This is a genomic window from Snodgrassella sp. W8132 (genome assembly GCF_016100865.1).
Lineage (GTDB): Bacteria > Pseudomonadota > Gammaproteobacteria > Burkholderiales > Neisseriaceae > Snodgrassella > Snodgrassella alvi.
In genome coordinates this window covers 1,010,083-1,027,956 of the sequence record NZ_JACFRQ010000001.1, presented here as the reverse complement: position 1 = coordinate 1,027,956, position 17,874 = coordinate 1,010,083, and the positions used below count along the sequence as shown (strand labels likewise).

Here is a 17,874-nt window from a genome sequence, read left to right as displayed (position 1 = left end):
TGATGGAAGATTTATGAAAAATGTGGAATTGGTATTTCAATTACTTTATTCACTGCTGGATTTAAGATTTTTACCAGATAAATTACAAAGATGGTTGTTTGATACTGGTACAAGAGTGATTACTGTTACCAGTGCGATGGTTATGATTGGTTTTGCTGGCATATTTATTTTGGGTGGCAGCGAAGTTTTTCATCTGAAACTATATAAAGGTTTTTTGCTATTGCATCCTTTAACACTGTCTGTGTTACTGATAGGTGTGGCTTTAACACAGCTGGTTATTGCAATATTTAAGTCTAATCGATGCAGTGTATTGTCTGGATATTTGCTGATTTTTTCAGCATTGATATGGGCTGTAATTTCAGCTACTTTCTGGGCCTCTTATCCACCATTAACAACCGGAATGACAACTTATCCTGTGCTGGCTGTGGTATGTGCTCTGGCCGGGAGAAATTTGATCAACTACGCTAAACGGATTGAAGATTCTAAATATAAAGGACGATAAAGTATGGAGTTTTTAAAAGATGCTTTTTCCGTCTGTATTTTATTTGCGCTGGTAGGTGGGCTGGCTGGTTCTTTACTGGTTACAGATTACAAACGCTATGGTTGGTTTATGACAATTTTATTTGTCTTGTTGGGAATGATTTTTGCTGCGGCAATAACTGATTATTTTTTCCCACAGAATCATCCATGGCTTTTTGCCGGAGTTGGTGTATTTGCAGGAATGTCAACTACATCGTTTCTTGATGCATTTAAAGCTGCTGCACCGAAACTGGCACAACGCATAATGAATATTGTAAGTAAAAAAGCAGAAGAGTTTATTGATAGTGATAAATCAACAAAAGAATAAATATAAATATAAATCAAGCAGCCTTTGGGCTGCTTTTTTTTGGGGTGATAAATATGTATAAATTAAGTAACCGATCCTTACAGCGTTTGTATGGAGTCAATTGCAGCCTGGCCAACGTGGTAAAGCGGGCTATACAGATAACAAATCAGGATTTTATGATAACTGAAGGGGTGCGTTCCCGTGAGCAATGCTGTATTAATTATGGTAAGGGGCGAACGGCACAACAATGCAGCCAGAAAGGAATACCGGTAAAATATGCTCAGCCAAATTTAAGTAAGGTGACCTGGTTAAATAATCCTTATGCCAGTAAACATGTTACAGGCAAAGCTGTGGATCTGGTTCCATATCCTGTTGACTGGACTGATTTGAATAAATTCCAGACTATTGCGCTGGCAATGAAGCAAGCGGCTGCTGAACTTGGAGTGAAGATAATCTGGGGCGGAGACTGGAAAACCAGTAAGGATTATCCTCATTTTGAAATTTTATAAATATTTTTATAATTATAGCGATAATTTATCTGATTTAAATTATTTTTTTGCTTTTTTCAAGCTAAAAAGATCAGATTAAATCAGTTGATTAAAGTCTTTTATATATAAAAATAATTATAAAACGATATATTTTTCTGGTAACAGTATGTCTATTTTTGTTTAATAATATAATTTTGATTATTAGTTTATTGGATAAAAGTCTAGCAAGATTAATTATATAATATATTTTTTAAATATTATTGACTAAATCATAAAATATGTTATAATTCTTAAAAATTAACAGGTATGCTTAACCTTAAACAGCTGATTACACAAGTTCCCGCAAGGGAGCTTTTTTGCATTTCAAAGAAATGAAACTTTATATTTATAATTTTTGACAGGTTGTAATATATAGATATTTAGAAATTAGAAAGAATTTGAAATAAAAATAGAAAGACTGGTGGAGGCGGGGGGAATCGAACCCCCGTCCGAAAGTCCTCTACAGAGCGATCTACATACTTAGTCTTGCCAACTTCGAATCTTATTCACAAACCGCCGACAGACAGGCTGTTTGTAAACCAGTTGCCATAAATCTTGTTTAATGCCAGACAACACGACATTAAACCAGCCAATGTAAATGTCGTTGCGGTGAGTTGCCTCACACGGCCCACTGGCGAACCGCTGCAACGTTTAGCCTTAAGCGGCTAAAGCGTAAGTTTCGTCGTTTGCGACTATATAAATTCAGTGTTTAACGGGAATCTGAGACCCCGGTATGCACGCATCTGCTTTGCAACCCCCGTCGAAACCAAGGTCGCCCCCAGATGGTCTGGCAATTATACTTTTTTTTGGTGATTTTGCATAGTTATCTATGCTACCGGCTCTTTTCCCAGAAAAATAATCTTCACTTCCGAAGAAAATGATAAATTATTATCAATTGAGGAGTTTAAAGAGCATGGAATTTGGATTGGAGAATCACATGCATGAATGTGTTGCTATAGTCAAATATTTTGCAAAAGCACTACATACTTCTCTTTGGAAAAAAGGTGCCAGAATTAAAGGAAACACTAGTATTAAACCCGTTACTGCTATAGCAACATTTAATAATAATGGTAAATATCATGGTCATACTGCAATTTATATTAGTCGAACAGCTGCCGCTATAAATGTTTATGATCAATGGAATAGCGTACCTTTACATTTTCGCTCAATCCAATTTAAGGGTCATGGCTACGTTTCTAATGATGGGGATCAATTTTATGTTATTGAATAATCAGAAAAATGCGATATTATTTTCAGTCTATTTTCTTGGACTAATTTCATTTAATTGCTATGCTCAGACACCTGTTGTGAGTTGTCCACCAACATTTTCTGACGGACATGGTATTCATAAACTTACTGAAGTCATGGTATATGATGGTCCAGTATGTATGAAAGCATCATTAGTATCTGAGTATAAAAAAAACAAAGAAGTATGGGTTCTAGATACATTAAGGGATCCATCAGTAGTTTGTGCGTATGAGAAAATCCCTCATTACATTGTTCTTAATGCGAAGGGGGCAGCTTATTGTGAAAGAACAACGGCACCAGTACAGGTAAAATGTATGCCATAGCCATTTAGTGCAAACAGTTATCTCATATCGTAAGTTATTTGCCAGCTTTTTATAAAGTTACGGTACTGGCAATCTGATAATGCCAATTGATAGGATGAGTCTGGCTTATAAGAAGATAAAAAATCTATGATTTGTTTATTATTTCAGCTGCGGTAAGGCTAGCAGTAATTACTGTATACATCAGCTAATTTTTCTTTATTTTGATTGATATACAATTTAATGAATAGTTATTAATGTCCGATTATTAATCCTTTTTGAAAATATGTGCTGTTACAGAAATAAGGATTATTAAGAAGAAACTGGTTGCGATAGAAGTAATAAATTATCAGTAATAAGGTCATTGTTTTATAATTTGCATTATTTTGTCTGCAATGAGTGCTGTTATGTATGATGTCAATACTAATGATGTACGTCATTTTTTTGCGGATGTATGGCGTAAACGTCAGCAGCCGCAGTTGCTGGATGCACTGCAACAAAAAGCGTTAAGAATTATTGCTGCACACTCTGAATATGCACCTTATCTGGAAAATATCGAGCAGTATTTAACCCGGGTATGGCGGCCTGAAGAAGGAGAAACTAATCCGTTTCTGCATTTATCTTTACATTTGTCTGTACAGGAGCAGGTAGCGATAGATCAGCCTTTCGGGATTGCTGCTATTCATCAGCGTTTGTGTCAGCAGTATGCAGGCGACTGGGTAAAAGCGGAACACGATATGATAGAAGTTCTGGCTGAAACTTTATGGCAGGCGCAACGATATGGTCAGGGGCTGGATGTTAATGATTATATGACACGTTTACGCAGTCTGGTCGGATTGGGGCAGGAAGATGAGGCTCGTTTAAACCCTCATGAAGTCGGAAAAATTTCTGATATACAAGCATGAATTGCTCAGGCTTTGATTATGGTTTATTGTTTTGTACATTTGTATCAGTTATCCATGTTGTTGCAATGGGATTGATACGGGTATTTATTTTCAATAATCTTAAATCAGGGGATGAATATGTCTTTCTGGGCAAGTAATGCAAATGCTTTGCTGCTATTATTGTTTGTGGCTTTGGGTATTATCGGGCATAACCCTTCTGTAACCATTTCTGCACTGATTATTTTGCTGGTGCAGCAAACGCCTTTGCTTAAATATGCGCCTGTACTGGAAAAATACGGTGTGCAACTGGGTATTATGTTACTTATGATAGGGGTACTGGCTCCTTTAATTACTGGTAAGGTTCAGCCCGCACAAATTGCAGCTTTGGTAACCAGTTGGAAAACCATGGCTGCGGTAGTGGTAGGTATAGTGGTGGCATGGTTGGGGGGACGCGGTGTTCATTTGATGCAGGTTAATCCGACCATTGTCACTGGTTTAATGATTGGCACCATTATTGGTGTGGCTTTTTTACGCGGAGTACCGGTCGGACCTCTGATTGCGGCAGGATTGTTATCGCTGATTTTATAGTAGCCGGATTGCGAAGTTCTTGCCAGAAAGATACGCTCTCGTTATAATGCGCGCAATTCCATTCTCACGGAGAGGTGGATGAGTGGTTGAAGTCGCACGCCTGGAAAGCGTGTATACGTGAATAGCGTATCGAGGGTTCGAATCCCTTCCTCTCCGCCAGATTTTAGATTAAATCCGCTTTGAAATAAGCGGATTTTTTTATGGGTATAAAAATTGCAATTATATATTTATTTAATATTGATAAATTAAGATCAATATTAATAATACTTATTTGCTAAATTGCGGTTTTCGCGTGATTTTATACTCATATTTATGGAGGTTGAAATTTAAATTACATAGCAGATAACTAAGAAAAAATCTTGCTACGTAATTTTAACTAAAACATCCGTTTGAATTTTTATAAAAGGATTGAATTATGGAGAATAAGCTGGACATGACTACCATTATAAATAGTGAAGAACAAAATGATTTTCCAAAACCGGATTTCGAAAATAATTCCACAGGTTATAAATATGGTTATTACAGTATATCTTACAATGATGGAACCACATGGATACAGAATGGCTTTTGGTGGGCACCAATAAGTGGAAATTTTGCATTTCCTAAAGTTGGATCGTTACTTAAGCGAACAGATATTATTGATAAAAATCATAATATTATTTATTCAATTTGTGCAAAAGCAAACGAAAAAATTAGTGGTTTTGGTGGAGGATATCCCTTAACACAAGAATTTTATATTAACAATAAAGATAAGTTTGAACGTAATATTTGTTTATTATCTAAAGCTGAATGAAATTTAATTAGATGTTTTAAAATACAATAGTTTATTGTTGATATGCAAGCTGCCTTGAATTTATGGTAGCTTTTTTTAATTTTAAGATTTTTGATTAATTTTATTTAATATATATAAAACTAACTTTCAATAATTATTCATTGAACATAACTATTCAATATTTTTATATCAATTTAAATGAAATGAACGGGATGAATAGGGAAGATTGCTTAAATTTTGAAGCATGATCATTAAAGAAAGGTATGTCAATGGCTGTAACAAGGGCTCTTCTGAACCATATTCTGATACATATTCAGCAGGCTCTGCCGGATTATTCGGTACAGCTGATGCCAAATAATTTAAAGAATTATCAGTTTGTTCATCCGTTGGGTGCAGTGCTGATTGGTTATCAGCGCAGTAAATTCAGTAAGCCATGCACTACTGACCTGCTTACGCAGGAGCGGCATTTGCAATTGCGTTTTACTGTTTTTGCACGTGCTTTGGATGGTGAAAACGGTGTTCTGGATTTACTCGATTCTTTACGTCTGGCATTAGTGGGATTCCAGCCTGAACATTGCCAGCAAATCCGATTGTTGAGTGAGCGCTTTCTGGGTGAGGCCGACGGAGTCTGGCAATACCGGTTACGCGCTCGCACCGAGACACTTCAGGTAGAGCAGCGTCCGGTGATTAATCAGCAAAATTTGGTCAAGTCTATACCAACTCGTGGTGAGATTAAGGCCAGAGCTATTTCACATTCTGTAATTTCGAAGGAGTAAAAATCATCATGGCAGCAGCCTATTTGCATGGTGTTGAAACAATTCGTATTGATGGTGGCAGCAGCCCTGTCTATACCGTAGACGGGGCAATTACTGCAATTGTCGGTACCGGTATGTCTGGTCCGGTTAATGAGTTAACTGTATGTCAGACTGTTAAAGATTTCAGTCAGTTCGGTTTGCTGACTGGTGCAGGTTTCACTTTACCTGATGCGGCCAATATCTGGACTCGTTATCAGTCTGGTGTTGCTTATGTAGTGAATGTACTGGATCCGGATAAACATAAAACGGTCGTTGATTCTGAGTTACTGGTTATTGACGGTGATACGCTGACTGCGAAAACAGCACATCCGGCTGTACAGGCAGGTTATACAGTTCTGGCTGGTAATCAGACATTATCAGAGGGTACAGACTATGCTTTGAATAATGAAACAGGTGAGCTGACTTTTGTTCAAATGCGTTCAGATGTATCTATTAGTTATGCTTATCTTGATCCAACTAAGGTAACTTCAGAGGATATTATCGGCGGTTACGAGGCAGCTACCGGTAAACGCAAAGGGATGGAACTGCTTACGGAAGGTTTTACCCGGCTGGGAGCAGATGCAAAAATTATTATTGTGCCTCAGTTTGATGCGGAAGCGACTGTGGCGGCAGCTATGGTTACTCTGGCTGATAAGCTTGAAGCCATTGCCTATATTGCTGCACCGAAAGGAACAACGCTTACCCAGGCTGTTCAGGGGCGCGGTTCACTCGGTAATATTAATTTCCAGACGTCTTCGGATCGGGCGCAATTATTTTATCCCTATGTTACCGGTACCAGTGGTGAGCTGGAAAGTCTGGCTACTCATGCAGCCGGTTTACGGATGCGAACTGATGTTGAACAGGGTTATTGGTTCAGTATTTCCAATCGTGAACTGTCCGGTGTAACGGGTATGGAGGTTTCGCTGACTGCACGTATTGATGATCCGCAGGCAGAAACCAATCGTCTGAATGAAAAGGGTATTACGACGGTATTTAACAGTTATGGTACTGGTTTCCGCTTATGGGGTAACCGTCTGGCCTGTTTCCCGACAGTAACACATATTAAAAACTTTGAAACTGCACAGCGTACCGGCGATTTGATTAATGAATCAATTCGCCGTGCTCAGTTACAGTATATTGATTTGCCGATTGATGATGCGCTGATTGACAGCCTTCTGGGTACGGTGCGCACCTATCTGGGTACGCTGAAGAGTATTGTTGGTTTTAGTGTCAGCCTGGATTATGACTATGATCTGGCTGATGCTTTCAGTAAAGGGCAGGTACCAATTAAGTATGACTATACGCCTAAACTGCCTGCAGAACGTATCACTAATACCAGTGTGATGACCCGTACTTATCTGGCTAATTTGATTAGTAACCAGTCTGCCGCTTAGGAAACAGTTATGACAGAATTTAATGCAATTTATAATGCCAATGTTTATGTTAATGGTAATAGTCAGTTAGGGCGTGCCAGCCAGTTTAAATTACCGGATATTTCTGTTGGTCAGACAGAAACTAAAGGTCTGGGTCTGGTAGGTTCAGTAAAACTGCCTAGCGGGATTGAGGCACTGGAAGGGGAAATCACCTGGAATAGCTTTTATCCGGATGTGTTTACAAAAGTATATAACCCTTTCAAAGCTTGTCAGCTAATGGTTCGGGCCAATGTACAGGCATTTAATGCTTCCGGACTTGCAGCTGAGGCTCCGATGGTTGTGACGGTAATGGCAACTTTCAGCAAAAATCCGTTGGGAACTTATAAACCGAAAGAAAAAGCTGAATTCGCCAGCACTTTTCAGGCTACTGAAATTCATCAGACAGTAGCTGGTCGTGAAGTGTTGTATTACAACGCATTTACTAATCAGTACCGGGTGAATGGTGTGGATATGCTGGCGCAGATGCGTGCAAATATTGGTATGTAATTTTTATTTGTATTGATGTATTTGAATGCTCACTCTGATTACCGGAGTGAGCTTTTTTATGGTTGAAATGTTTTTATAGGCTGAATTGATTCAGTAATTATTGATTAGTCGAGGAATAAATATGGCACAAACTGAAGCGCAAAATCTGCAAGAGCAATTGGGTACAGGCAAAGTAATTAAACTGGCGGAACCACTGCAAACACCAAGTGGTGCGATAACGGAGCTGACATTGCGCCGGGTACGGGTTAAAGATTTTAAACGTGCTGCAGAACAGTATCCTGATAATGCAGTATTACAGGAAGCTCAGTGTCTGGCTATGGCATCTGGTTTGCAAAGTGAAGATTTTGATGAGTTGTCATGGGAGGACTACACGCTGGTGCGTCAGTTTTGTCTGGGTACTCACTGATTGGGATAGTTTTTATCAGGCAGCTGCGGATTTAGCGTGGTGGTTTGGTTTTTCTCCGGCAGATATTGATGAAATGTCTCTGGAGGAAATTTTGCAATGGCAGCAACAGGCTAACCGGCAGATTAAAGCCAAATACAGCAAACTATAACTGGTTGCTGTCTGAAGTAACTGTGCTGTTAACTTGTTGTAAGCTTATAAGCGTGGTTATGAAGCGATAATAAGTTGACAGTCACAGTAATCGAAACAACAAATAATATAAATAAGTAGATTCCAATACAGTTTAGGTAATTGGAGAAAAATATATTGGTGCCGTTATGGATAATGGATTCGTTTCTGATTTTGGTGAGGTGCACCGTTCTGTAAAGGCTTTTGGCTTTGCTATCAGTACAGCGACACGGCATGTTGAGGAGATGGGGAAAGCTTTACAAGGTTTACATGGACAAATTCGCTCTATTGATAGTTTTTCAGCAGCGACGGCTAAAGCGGGTAATGCTCAGGATAAATTAACTCAGGCAATTGAAAGACAAAATAAGGTTCTGGAGCAGCGAACTAAAATCGGTAGTGAATTAAGCAAAACTAAGGGCACGCTGCAAGCTTTGATGAAACCGGCTGAAAAGTCTGTAAAAATTTATATGGAGCGCGAAACATCTGAAACCGGGCTGAAGCAGGCTATGATGCAAAATGATGGCAGATTAGGCAGATTTGATCAGATTAATGCCCGAACAGCACAGCTAAGCCTTGAGCAGCGGGGAAATAAAAATGATTTTACCAGTCTTGCCACTAATATGAAGATGGCTAATATGTCTGATGATTCGCTACTTCAGGGAGGTATGAAGTCAATAGCCAGTTTTAATGCATTATTCGGTAAAAAAATTGAGGATATTTCTGTTGCCAAAGGGCTGATGCAAACTTATAAGCTGAAGGATACTGAATTATCAGCCGGTCTGGACGCTGTACAGAAAATGGCTTATTCGACCGGAATGAGTTTGGAAGATATAGAAAAATTTCAAAGTGCTATGGCCTCTCCTCTGCAAAGGCTTCATCTGACCGGTTTACAGAACCAGCAAAAAATATATGCTTTAGAAGGTATGGCAATACAAGGCGGTATCAGTAAAGCTGTGGCCGCAGATGGGATGGAAGAATTTCTGAATAAGCTGGCGCAGGGACCTAAAGCTATGCATCTTGCTACGTCAGCTATGAATGCGGAAATGCGCCAGATGATGCAGAAATCCGGTGTAAAGTTTGATTTATTTAATAAAGACGGTTCACTTAAAGACATGCGTGTGGTTATTAGTGAGCTGGAAACGAACTTTAAAGCTGTTAAAACTAAGTATGGTGAACGCGCTGCACTGAATATGATGGATGCTGTGTTTGGCGGGAAGGGCGGACAAGTTGCTTCAGCCGCTGCTAAAGGTGGCCATACCGGTTATCAGGCCATGCAAACTAAAATAAATCAGCAGCCTTCTCTTGATCAGCGAGCAGAACTGCAGACAAATACGCTGGCTGTCAGTATGGAAAATCTGCAAGATTCGGTTGCTGAAGTCGGGAATGCTTTTGGTGCTATTCTGGCACCGGAGATTAATACTTTCGCTCAGGTGGCTAAAGATGTGCTGCTTAATACTGTATTGCCTTTTATTCAGAAACATCCGACGCTGATTAAATCTGTAGTGGCTTTTGGTATTGGAATGGCAGGCTTACGGATGGTATTACTGACTGTTCGTTATGCGATTACTATGGTTACCGGTCCGCTGGCTGTTCTGCGTACTATTTTTGCCCGTTTTCAGGTGGCACGTGAGCTTAAGCAAAGTGGTTCTGTATTTAAGCGTCTTCGAACTGCAATTTCCTCAGTAGGAAAATCTGCAGGTTCATTGCGTCAGAAACTGATGTCTTTTGGCAGTAAGCTGTCCGGCATTGGAAAAAAGTTTGCTGTTTTTAGTAAAGGTCGCGCTGCATTAGGTTTATTGCAAAAAGCATTTGGTGCAATTGGTCGTGCAGTAATGGCTCCCATCAGAAAAATTGTGCAGTCTTTTGGTCTGATTTCTAAGGCGGTGAGACCTCTGTTTTCGGTTTTTTCGAATTTGGGGAAGGGGTTTAGTGTTTTAGGTAAAGGCAGGTTTGTACTTAATTTGCTGCGTCAGGGAATTATGGCAGTAGGCCGGGCTTTCTTGATGTCACCGATAGGCTGGGTTGCGCTGGCCATTGGTATGGCCGCCTTATTGATTTATAAATATTGGCAGCCAATCAAGAAATTCTTTATTGGTTTATGGGATACGGTTAAGACCAAATTTGAAGCCGGTATGAATTTTTTCAGAGAATTACCTGCTAAATTCAGTGAATTCGGGCGCAATATTATTGATGGTCTGGTCCGAAGCTTTACTGAAGGTATCAGTAAAGCTGTTAATGCTGTAGGTGAGTTTGCCAGTAAAATTATTAATAAAGCTAAATCAGTATTGGGTATTAATTCCCCCAGCCGGGTATTTAAAAGTATAGGCAGCTCGCTGATGGAGGGAATGCATCTGGGAGTTGATCTTGGGGCGGATAAACCTGTTTCGGCGATAGGTCAGGTAGCTGAGCGTTTACAGCAGAAATTTAAAGCCGGTTCCGGAAAGCTGACTGCACAGTTAAATGAAAAAATGCAGCTAAATGCAGCAGAGTTTGCACAGAACCGTTATCCGGCCGGACATGATTCAAGTGCTGTAACCATTAATTTTAATCCAACAATTCAGGTTAATGGTAATGCTGACCGTTCAGTCATTCAGCAGGCGCTTGCACTGAGCCAGCGTGAATTTGAACAGATGTACCGGCGCATGATGCAGGCAAAAGAGTTGAGGAGTTACTGATGTATGCAATGCTAGGGGATATTCGCTTTGAAGTGCTGGATAGTTTCACCAGTTATGAAGAAACGCACAGTGCTGTTTTTGCCAAACATGATGTACTGGCTGGGCGACCGCGCCTGCAGGCTACCGGTAATGATTTGACTACGATACGTTTTGGTATGCTGCTGCATTGGAAACTGGCTAATCCGGATAATGCCTATAATGCGCTGATCAGTGCTAAAGAAGCGCAGCAGGCGCTGGCGCTGGTGTTCGGTTCCGGGCGGTTTGCGGGCTGGTTTGTGATACAGCAATTAAGCAGTACAACTTTAATCCAGGATGCTAAAGGGCGTACGGCGGCGCGCGAAATTAGTGTTGAATTGCTTGAATTTGTTGGTGATCCGAATAATCCGTTACCAACACCGGGAATCATGACCGGACAGAATCCGCTGCTTGCTCTTTTACCGGAGTCGGTTAAAGGCGCGGTTAATAAAGTTTCCGCAGCGGTTCAGACTGGTGTGCGTATTTATCATTCTGTTGAACAGAATATTACTGATATTCAGAACCTGATTACGCGCGCGCGTACTGTTCAGCATAATACTGCCGGCTGGATGGGGTTGATTGCAGATGTATTGTCTGTAGGTGGTCAGACTCTGGATAAACTGAATACTTTACCTGAGATTGGTGAATGGTTCGGAAATCTGGCCGGAGCAGCAGATTTTCTGTCTTACACGGGTCAGGCAGCCTGTCAGCTGCAAACATGTATTAATTTAATACAAACCGGTTACGATAGCGGAGAGTGGGGCGACTGGCTGAATACCAGTGAACAAGTGTTAGCAACGGTAGAAGACAGTATTGGAAATGCGACTGCAGGTACCCAGTCATTGACGGCATGGCTGGCAGCAAGAAAAGATGAGGTCTGATTATGGTTGATTCAGTCTTGCAATATCAGACCAGTGAAGGAGATCGCTGGGATTTGATTGCACATAAATACTATGGTGATGCCACGATGATTGACAGGCTGATTGCGGCCAACCCGCATTTAGCGCTGGCTGAACAGTTTACGGCAAATCTGACTGTACTGATTCCGGTTATCCGGTCTGATACTCATGCTGCTCAGGAGGATATGCCACCATGGATGCGGTAAATATGTTAAAAGGATTATCCGGCTTAAGCAAAACACATCCGGTTACTATGCCGGATTTCACTATCGAATACGAAAAAAAAGACATTACATTAGCAATTAGGCCTTATCTTATCAGTATCAGTTATACGGATTATCTGGGCGAGCAATCAGACGAGCTGTCTGTGTCGTTTGAAGATACAGATGGCAGATGGTTGCGTAACTGGTATCCTGAACAGGGTGATTTGCTGTCGTTTTCACTAGGTGATCAGTTTACCGGTTTAGTAAATCTTGGTAATTTTGAGATTGCGGATATCGATTATGCATTTAAACCAAATGTGATTACTCTGAAAGCGCTTTCTACGGGAATTACTTCGGCCAGCCGGACTTTACAGCCTAAGGCGTATGAAAAAACCACACTGGAAAAAATTGTACAGACAGTAGCCGCACGATTACAACTGGTGGTTAAAAATCCGATTGCCAAGCTGGAAATTGAACGTATCACACAGTATCAGGAAAGTGATGTTGAATTTCTGGCGCGACTAGCAAAACAATTTGGCTATACTTTTAAAATTGTTGATAAGACTCTGGCTTTTATTGCTAATACGGAATTAACTGCACAGGAACCGATACTGGTGTTGCTGCCAGAAGATATTGAGTCAGCCAGTTTTCGCGATCAGATCAAAGGCGTTCCTAATGAAGTTGTTGCTTCCGGCTACGACCCTAAGGCTAAACAAGTACGTACGGTTAAGCGTAAAGGACAGCCGTTACGCCCGCAAAGTAAACAGGGTGCAAGCGGTGACCAGCTGAAAATTGTGGCTAATAAAGGGGAATCACAGCAGCAATTAGCTGCACGTGCAGATGCTGCATTGGCCGATGCACGCAAGTGTCAGGTAACCGGCAGTCTGGATCTTTTTGGTAATGTCAAGCTGGTAGCCGGTCAGATTATTCGTCTGAGCGGTTATGGAAAAATGTCCGGAAATTACCAGATTAAGCAGGCAAGCCATAATTTGAGCCGCAGTTCAGGTTATGTAACGTCTCTGGAAATAAATATGATTGAATATATTGCTGATGACGCAGATGGTGATAAACATGCAGAAACTGTATGAATTTGGTGCGACTTTACAGTTTGGTATTGTTGAATCCATTGATGCCGGACGGCATATGCTTAAAGTCAGTTTACCGGCATTAGAAAATATTCACACTGACTGGCTGCCAATGCTGACTGCTGCTGCAGGCGGAAACAGTTTTTATTCACTGCCTGACAGTGGGGAGCTAGTCGCCTGTATTCTGGATGCACGGGGAGAAAATGGTGTGGTTTTGGGAGCCTTATACAATCAGGCTGATAGCACACCGGTAAATAATAATAATGTCTGGATGAAAAAATTCAGTAATGGTACGGTGATCAGCCATAATCGCAATAGTGGTGAAGTATGTGTTCAGACTGGTGGAGCAGTAATTGTAGAAGCAGATACGGTACTGGTTAAAGCAGGTGATATTACTCTTGATGCACCTACTACTACTGCTACCGGCAGCTTACTGGTACAGGGGCAACTGACCTATCAGGGCGGAATGGCCGGTTCCGGCGGTGGTGGTACGGCAGCCTCAATAACCGGCACAATTAAGGTTGAAAACGGAGATGTGGTAGCCGATGGTAAAAGTCTTAAGAGTCATACTCATCCTGATCTGACTTCAGGTGGAAATACGGGCAAACCAAACTGATAATCAGTGAAACGCTCTGCTAATTCTTATTTTTTATATCCCTGTTCATTCTGACAGGGATTTTTATTTTTGGAACACCGCTATGACCATAACACCGCGTACCCGCCACTGGCAGCTAGCGCCACTGGATAGTGGCTGCGATATTGTTACCGGTATTGATGATATTAATCAATGTATTTTGAATATTTTAATAACCCGTAAAGGGACAGATGTAACCCGGCCGACTTTTGGTTCAGACCATCTGGACTATCTGGATACACCAGAAGATGTCTTTATTCCGGGTGTAACCCGTGAAGTGATTCTCGCTATTCAAACCTGGGAAAAGCGTGTGGTAGTGGAACAGGTCACTTTTACGGGTCACGCACCTGAACTGACGATAACTGTTCATTGGCGGATCGCAGAAGAGGTAGCCGGTGAAATTTATCAAACAAATATTGGGTTGGTACAAAAATGACAGATTTAACTAAGCTTTCACGAACAGATGTAAAAATAGTTGAGGACGATCTGGCAACGATTCTGGCCGATACCATAAATGATTATCAGAATCGTACGGGCAAAACACTACAGCCGGCGCATATTGAACGCTTACTGATTAATACTTACGCCTATCGCGAGGCATTAACCCGTCAACAGGTAAATGAGGCTTACAGGCAGCAACATGTTCGTTTTGCTACCGGCCTGATGCTGGATTTATGTGGTGATGATGTTAACACTCCGCGATTACAGGCCCAGCCGGCACAAACAACACTGCGCTTTCAGGCTGTACTAAAAGGTAAAGAGCAGATTGTGATCCCGAAAGAAACCAGAGTTACAGTGGATTCGCTGATATTTACTACTACAGCAGCAGGTATGCTTACCGCAACCACTCCCAGCATTGAGCTCAATGCTGTCTGTCAGGCAACGGGAATCATAGGAAATGGCTGGTCACCAGGCCAGATAAACACTTTAGCTGATCATTTGACCGATATTACTGAAATTAAGGTCAGCAATGTCACGACATCAAGTGGCGGAGTAGATGTTGAAAGCGATGATGCTTATCGGGTACGTATTCTGCTTGCTCCTGAATCATTTTCAGTTGCCGGACCTGTAGGAGCCTATGAATATTTTGCCAGACAGGTAAGTCAGGACATCATTGATGTCTATGTAAGCAATGATACTGATAAACACGGTACGCCTCTGGGAGGTGTTGTTGCAGTGAATTTGCTTACAAAAACCGGTTTACCCTCAGCAGAACTTGTTAATCAGGTTCAGACAGCTTTGTCTGATGAGCGGGTACGCCCACTATGTGATCAAGTGATTGTACGGGCCCCAAAAACGTTTACTTATCAGGTAAATGCAATATTAACTTTGTATATAGGTACTGACGCACGAGCTGTACTTGCAGCAGCCCGAGCTGCTTGGCAGCAATATCAGATTAGTCAGGAGCAACGACTCGGAGTAGATGTAGTTCCGTTAGTTATACAGTCATTATTAAAAGTTGATGGTGTTTATAACGTTGCCACACCGGATTTGGTGCTGACTAAGGTTGCTGCTGATACATGGGCACACTGTACTGATCTGACCCTGAGCATAGCTGAGGAGGCAGTGGATGGCTAAGCTGACATATGCAGCAGTAATTGAGCGTGATCAGCGTATGCGGGCACTGGCTGCTCTGGGATTACGTCTGGATATGGTGTCTACACCACAGCTTATGCCTCGGCTAGTAGAACTGGTATTGGCGGATCATCTTGAACTTCTGGCTGAAAGCCATTGTATTCTCGGAGTAAACGGATACTGGCTGGCAGAAAGCGATCAGGCCAAACGGCAATTGATTAAAGGTGCATACGAGCTTCATCGTAACAAGGGAACACCCTGGTCGTTACGGGAGATTGTCCGCCGCCTTGGCTTTGGTGAAATAACGATTATTGAAGGGCTCAATCACCAGCGGCACAACGGTAATATTCAGCGCGATGGTATGTATGTACGCGGACATAATAGTTACTGGGCGCATTACCGTATCTTACTGAATAACCCGATTACTAATCAACAGGCAGCTTTATTACGTCAAACTCTGGCTGCTTTTGCTCCGGCACGCTGTGTACTTTCCAGTCTCGACTATACTGCTGTACCACTACAGCATAACGGACAGGCACAGCGGGATGGCTCATTTAACAAAGGAACTGCTTAATGGCAAATTTAAAAGAATCTTCGTTCTGGGAAGAAGGTATTTATCAATGGGAAACATCCGATCCGGTATTGGGTGGGGAAAACGGTATCGATAATGTACCGACACGACAGTTAGCCAACCGAACCAAATGGCTGAAAGACAATAAACTGGATAAATCAGCCACAGCTGCCAGCGCAGATTTGGCTAAAAAAGCACAGGTAGCTGACAAACTTAGCAAAGCCAGAAATGTGGGTGGGGTCGCATTTGATGGTACAGAGGATATTAATTTACCCGGTGTAAATAAGCCCGGAAATCAGAATACTTCCGGAAATGCGGCTACAGCCTCGTATGCAGCTCAGATAGCCGCCAGAAAAATTGGTGGTGTTATATTTAATGCCAAAACAGATATAAATTTACCGGGTGTCAATATTAAGGGTAATCAGGATACATCGGGTAATGCTGCTACTGCTACCAGATTACAAACAATATGTACAATAAATGGTGTGCCATTTGATGGTAGTGCAGATATTAATGCCACGCCAGCTGGAGCTGTTCAGTTTTTCGCCATGGAAACAGCACCTGTTGGCTGGCTAAAAGCTAATGGAACTGCATTGTCTCGAACGGTATATGCAAATTTATTTGCTGCCATTGGAACGATATTTGGAGCAGGTGATGGTAAAACGACGTTTAATTTGCCTGATTTAAGAGGTTATTTTCTTAGGGCATGGGATGATGGAAACAATATTGATTCTGAAAGAGTATTTGGTAGTAAACAAAGTGATGCAATCAGAAATATTACAGGCATCTGTAGTGGAGCCGGAGGTGTAAGTTTTGATACACTTACTGGCGCTTTCTACGATGTAGGCACTCGTTATTCAGCAAACACTAATTTGATGGACAAAAATAACAAGACTGATGATTTTGGTTTTGATGCTAGTAGAGTAGTACCTACCGCAAACGAAAATCGTCCAAAAAATATCGCATTATTAGCCTGCATTAAAATTTAAGGAATGAAAATGGAAATACAAGCAAAAACTATTCCTGTATGCCAGTTAGACGAAAATAATTATTTTGTTGGAATAACTATCGCTGACTTAGACCCTCTGGCAAATAATGGTCATTATTTAATTCCCGCATTATGTATTCAGACTGAACAGCCGGAATTCAAACATGGATTTGTTGCTCAATGGACGGGTAAAACATGGAAGTATATTGAAGATCATCGCGGAGAAACCGTTTATAGTAAGAAAACCGGAGAAATGGTGGTAATCAATGAATTGGGCGTATTGCCAGCTACTGTAACTACAATACCTTGTCCTGATATTTACCATCAATGGTCTGATAAAACAAATAGCTGGATAGAAAAAGCCGATGCTGAACAGTTACGCTTGCAGGATAAACGTAACAATGCCGGTTCATTATCCCGCACACAAATGCTTTCTCAATTGGAAATCACTCTGGGGAAAAATAAAGAAGCATTAGTGAAAGATGCAGAAGATGTGTTAAAGGGAATTGATTTAATCAAGATTCGCAATTACATTCTGGAAACTCAGTTTTTTGCTTTAAACGATGATAACTGGTGGAAATATTTAACTGATGTTTTGCAACTGGGTGAAAAGCAAATATTTGATATATGGCATGAAGCCAGTAATATTTAATTGAATTATTTTTAATAATTTAATCTATAGCTTTGTAATAAGTTCATCGTTATTAATAGCTACGAAATATTATCAAATTTATTAAATAAATTGTTTTTTTGTTATTTTAATAATTAATTAATAATTCTATTAATACTTACTAATTTTCA

At 40.9% G+C, this 17,874-nt stretch carries 23 protein-coding genes, 1 tRNA gene and 1 other RNA gene; 24 read left to right on the top strand and 1 reads right to left on the bottom strand.

The annotated features are described in order from the left end of the window. The first annotated feature begins 13 nt into the window (after positions 1 to 13). Genes H3U82_RS04655 through H3U82_RS04645 form a run of 3 tightly spaced genes read left to right on the top strand, consistent with a single transcriptional unit; the run spans position 14 to position 1,335 of the window. Positions 14 to 502 (top strand): hypothetical protein, encoded by a 489-nt coding sequence (locus tag H3U82_RS04655; RefSeq protein ID WP_084563694.1) that lies wholly within the window; start codon positions 14 to 16, stop codon positions 500 to 502. Positions 503 to 505: 3 nt separating this feature from the next. Then, on the top strand, positions 506 to 847 hold the full coding sequence (locus H3U82_RS04650) for a hypothetical protein (RefSeq protein ID WP_198209444.1): 342 nt from the start codon (positions 506 to 508) through the stop codon (positions 845 to 847). A 53-nt stretch (positions 848 to 900) separates the two neighbouring features. After that, complete coding sequence (locus H3U82_RS04645) at positions 901 to 1,335, top strand: M15 family metallopeptidase (RefSeq protein WP_084563706.1); 435 nt, start codon at positions 901 to 903, stop codon at positions 1,333 to 1,335. A gap of 437 nt (positions 1,336 to 1,772) precedes the next feature. Here H3U82_RS04645 and ssrA read toward each other — a convergent pair. Then, positions 1,773 to 2,133, bottom strand: a transfer-messenger RNA (tmRNA) gene (gene ssrA / locus H3U82_RS04640). A gap of 133 nt (positions 2,134 to 2,266) precedes the next feature. Here ssrA and H3U82_RS04635 point away from each other — a divergent pair. The 21 genes from H3U82_RS04635 to H3U82_RS04535 all read left to right on the top strand — a co-directional run bounded on the left by H3U82_RS04635 (position 2,267) and on the right by H3U82_RS04535 (position 17,725). Further along, the gene (locus tag H3U82_RS04635; RefSeq protein WP_198209442.1) at positions 2,267 to 2,584 is read left to right on the top strand and encodes a BPSL0067 family protein; all 318 of its coding nucleotides are present in this window, start codon (positions 2,267 to 2,269) and stop codon (positions 2,582 to 2,584) included. Further along, positions 2,571 to 2,924 (top strand): STY0301 family protein, encoded by a 354-nt coding sequence (locus H3U82_RS04630; protein ID WP_198209440.1) that lies wholly within the window; start codon positions 2,571 to 2,573, stop codon positions 2,922 to 2,924. Before H3U82_RS04635 ends, H3U82_RS04630 begins: the two co-directional genes overlap by 14 nt. 383 nt (positions 2,925 to 3,307) lie before the next feature. Then, on the top strand, positions 3,308 to 3,805 hold the full coding sequence (locus H3U82_RS04625; RefSeq protein WP_078474954.1) for a DUF1841 family protein: 498 nt from the start codon (positions 3,308 to 3,310) through the stop codon (positions 3,803 to 3,805). Positions 3,806 to 3,916: 111 nt separating this feature from the next. Beyond that, positions 3,917 to 4,372 (top strand): DUF441 domain-containing protein, encoded by a 456-nt coding sequence (locus tag H3U82_RS04620; RefSeq protein ID WP_037475441.1) that lies wholly within the window; start codon positions 3,917 to 3,919, stop codon positions 4,370 to 4,372. A gap of 68 nt (positions 4,373 to 4,440) precedes the next feature. Continuing rightward, positions 4,441 to 4,531, top strand: a tRNA-Ser gene (locus tag H3U82_RS04615). Positions 4,532 to 4,787: 256 nt separating this feature from the next. After that, on the top strand, positions 4,788 to 5,165 hold the full coding sequence (locus tag H3U82_RS04610) for a hypothetical protein (protein ID WP_100114514.1): 378 nt from the start codon (positions 4,788 to 4,790) through the stop codon (positions 5,163 to 5,165). Positions 5,166 to 5,413: 248 nt separating this feature from the next. Beyond that, positions 5,414 to 5,920, top strand: coding sequence for a Gp37 family protein (locus H3U82_RS04605; protein WP_198209438.1), 507 nt, complete (start codon positions 5,414 to 5,416; stop codon positions 5,918 to 5,920). A gap of 8 nt (positions 5,921 to 5,928) precedes the next feature. Then, positions 5,929 to 7,332 carry a phage tail sheath subtilisin-like domain-containing protein gene (locus H3U82_RS04600; protein ID WP_198209436.1) on the top strand — a complete coding sequence of 468 codons (1,404 nt, stop codon included), beginning with the start codon at positions 5,929 to 5,931 and terminating at the stop codon, positions 7,330 to 7,332. A gap of 9 nt (positions 7,333 to 7,341) precedes the next feature. Continuing rightward, positions 7,342 to 7,857 carry a phage major tail tube protein gene (locus H3U82_RS04595; protein WP_037475438.1) on the top strand — a complete coding sequence of 172 codons (516 nt, stop codon included), beginning with the start codon at positions 7,342 to 7,344 and terminating at the stop codon, positions 7,855 to 7,857. A 121-nt stretch (positions 7,858 to 7,978) separates the two neighbouring features. Beyond that, on the top strand, positions 7,979 to 8,263 hold the full coding sequence (locus tag H3U82_RS04590; RefSeq protein ID WP_084554391.1) for a phage tail assembly protein: 285 nt from the start codon (positions 7,979 to 7,981) through the stop codon (positions 8,261 to 8,263). Next, positions 8,205 to 8,411 carry a GpE family phage tail protein gene (locus H3U82_RS04585; RefSeq protein ID WP_198209433.1) on the top strand — a complete coding sequence of 69 codons (207 nt, stop codon included), beginning with the start codon at positions 8,205 to 8,207 and terminating at the stop codon, positions 8,409 to 8,411. The genes H3U82_RS04590 and H3U82_RS04585 overlap by 59 nt, the downstream gene beginning before the upstream one ends. 166 nt (positions 8,412 to 8,577) lie before the next feature. After that, positions 8,578 to 11,103: a phage tail tape measure protein gene (locus H3U82_RS04580; protein ID WP_198209431.1), complete on the top strand. Its 2,526-nt coding sequence runs from the start codon at positions 8,578 to 8,580 to the stop codon at positions 11,101 to 11,103. Then, a complete protein-coding gene (locus H3U82_RS04575) occupies positions 11,103 to 11,999 on the top strand; it encodes a phage tail protein (protein WP_198209428.1) in 897 nt (298 codons plus the stop codon). The genes H3U82_RS04580 and H3U82_RS04575 overlap by 1 nt, the downstream gene beginning before the upstream one ends. 2 nt (positions 12,000 to 12,001) lie before the next feature. Further along, positions 12,002 to 12,223: a tail protein X gene (locus H3U82_RS04570; protein ID WP_025330549.1), complete on the top strand. Its 222-nt coding sequence runs from the start codon at positions 12,002 to 12,004 to the stop codon at positions 12,221 to 12,223. Further along, positions 12,211 to 13,308 carry a phage late control D family protein gene (locus H3U82_RS04565; protein ID WP_198209426.1) on the top strand — a complete coding sequence of 366 codons (1,098 nt, stop codon included), beginning with the start codon at positions 12,211 to 12,213 and terminating at the stop codon, positions 13,306 to 13,308. The genes H3U82_RS04570 and H3U82_RS04565 overlap by 13 nt, the downstream gene beginning before the upstream one ends. Continuing rightward, a complete protein-coding gene (locus H3U82_RS04560) occupies positions 13,292 to 13,921 on the top strand; it encodes a phage baseplate assembly protein V (RefSeq protein ID WP_037392279.1) in 630 nt (209 codons plus the stop codon). The genes H3U82_RS04565 and H3U82_RS04560 overlap by 17 nt, the downstream gene beginning before the upstream one ends. A gap of 82 nt (positions 13,922 to 14,003) precedes the next feature. Further along, complete coding sequence (locus tag H3U82_RS04555; protein ID WP_025330552.1) at positions 14,004 to 14,375, top strand: GPW/gp25 family protein; 372 nt, start codon at positions 14,004 to 14,006, stop codon at positions 14,373 to 14,375. Beyond that, complete coding sequence (locus H3U82_RS04550; RefSeq protein ID WP_198209424.1) at positions 14,372 to 15,517, top strand: baseplate J/gp47 family protein; 1,146 nt, start codon at positions 14,372 to 14,374, stop codon at positions 15,515 to 15,517. Before H3U82_RS04555 ends, H3U82_RS04550 begins: the two co-directional genes overlap by 4 nt. Beyond that, positions 15,510 to 16,088 carry a phage tail protein gene (locus tag H3U82_RS04545; protein ID WP_198209422.1) on the top strand — a complete coding sequence of 193 codons (579 nt, stop codon included), beginning with the start codon at positions 15,510 to 15,512 and terminating at the stop codon, positions 16,086 to 16,088. Before H3U82_RS04550 ends, H3U82_RS04545 begins: the two co-directional genes overlap by 8 nt. Next, positions 16,088 to 17,074 carry a phage tail protein gene (locus H3U82_RS10850; RefSeq protein ID WP_232336105.1) on the top strand — a complete coding sequence of 329 codons (987 nt, stop codon included), beginning with the start codon at positions 16,088 to 16,090 and terminating at the stop codon, positions 17,072 to 17,074. The genes H3U82_RS04545 and H3U82_RS10850 overlap by 1 nt, the downstream gene beginning before the upstream one ends. 9 nt (positions 17,075 to 17,083) lie before the next feature. After that, a complete protein-coding gene (locus H3U82_RS04535; RefSeq protein ID WP_198209420.1) occupies positions 17,084 to 17,725 on the top strand; it encodes a hypothetical protein in 642 nt (213 codons plus the stop codon). Positions 17,726 to 17,874 lie beyond the last annotated feature (149 nt).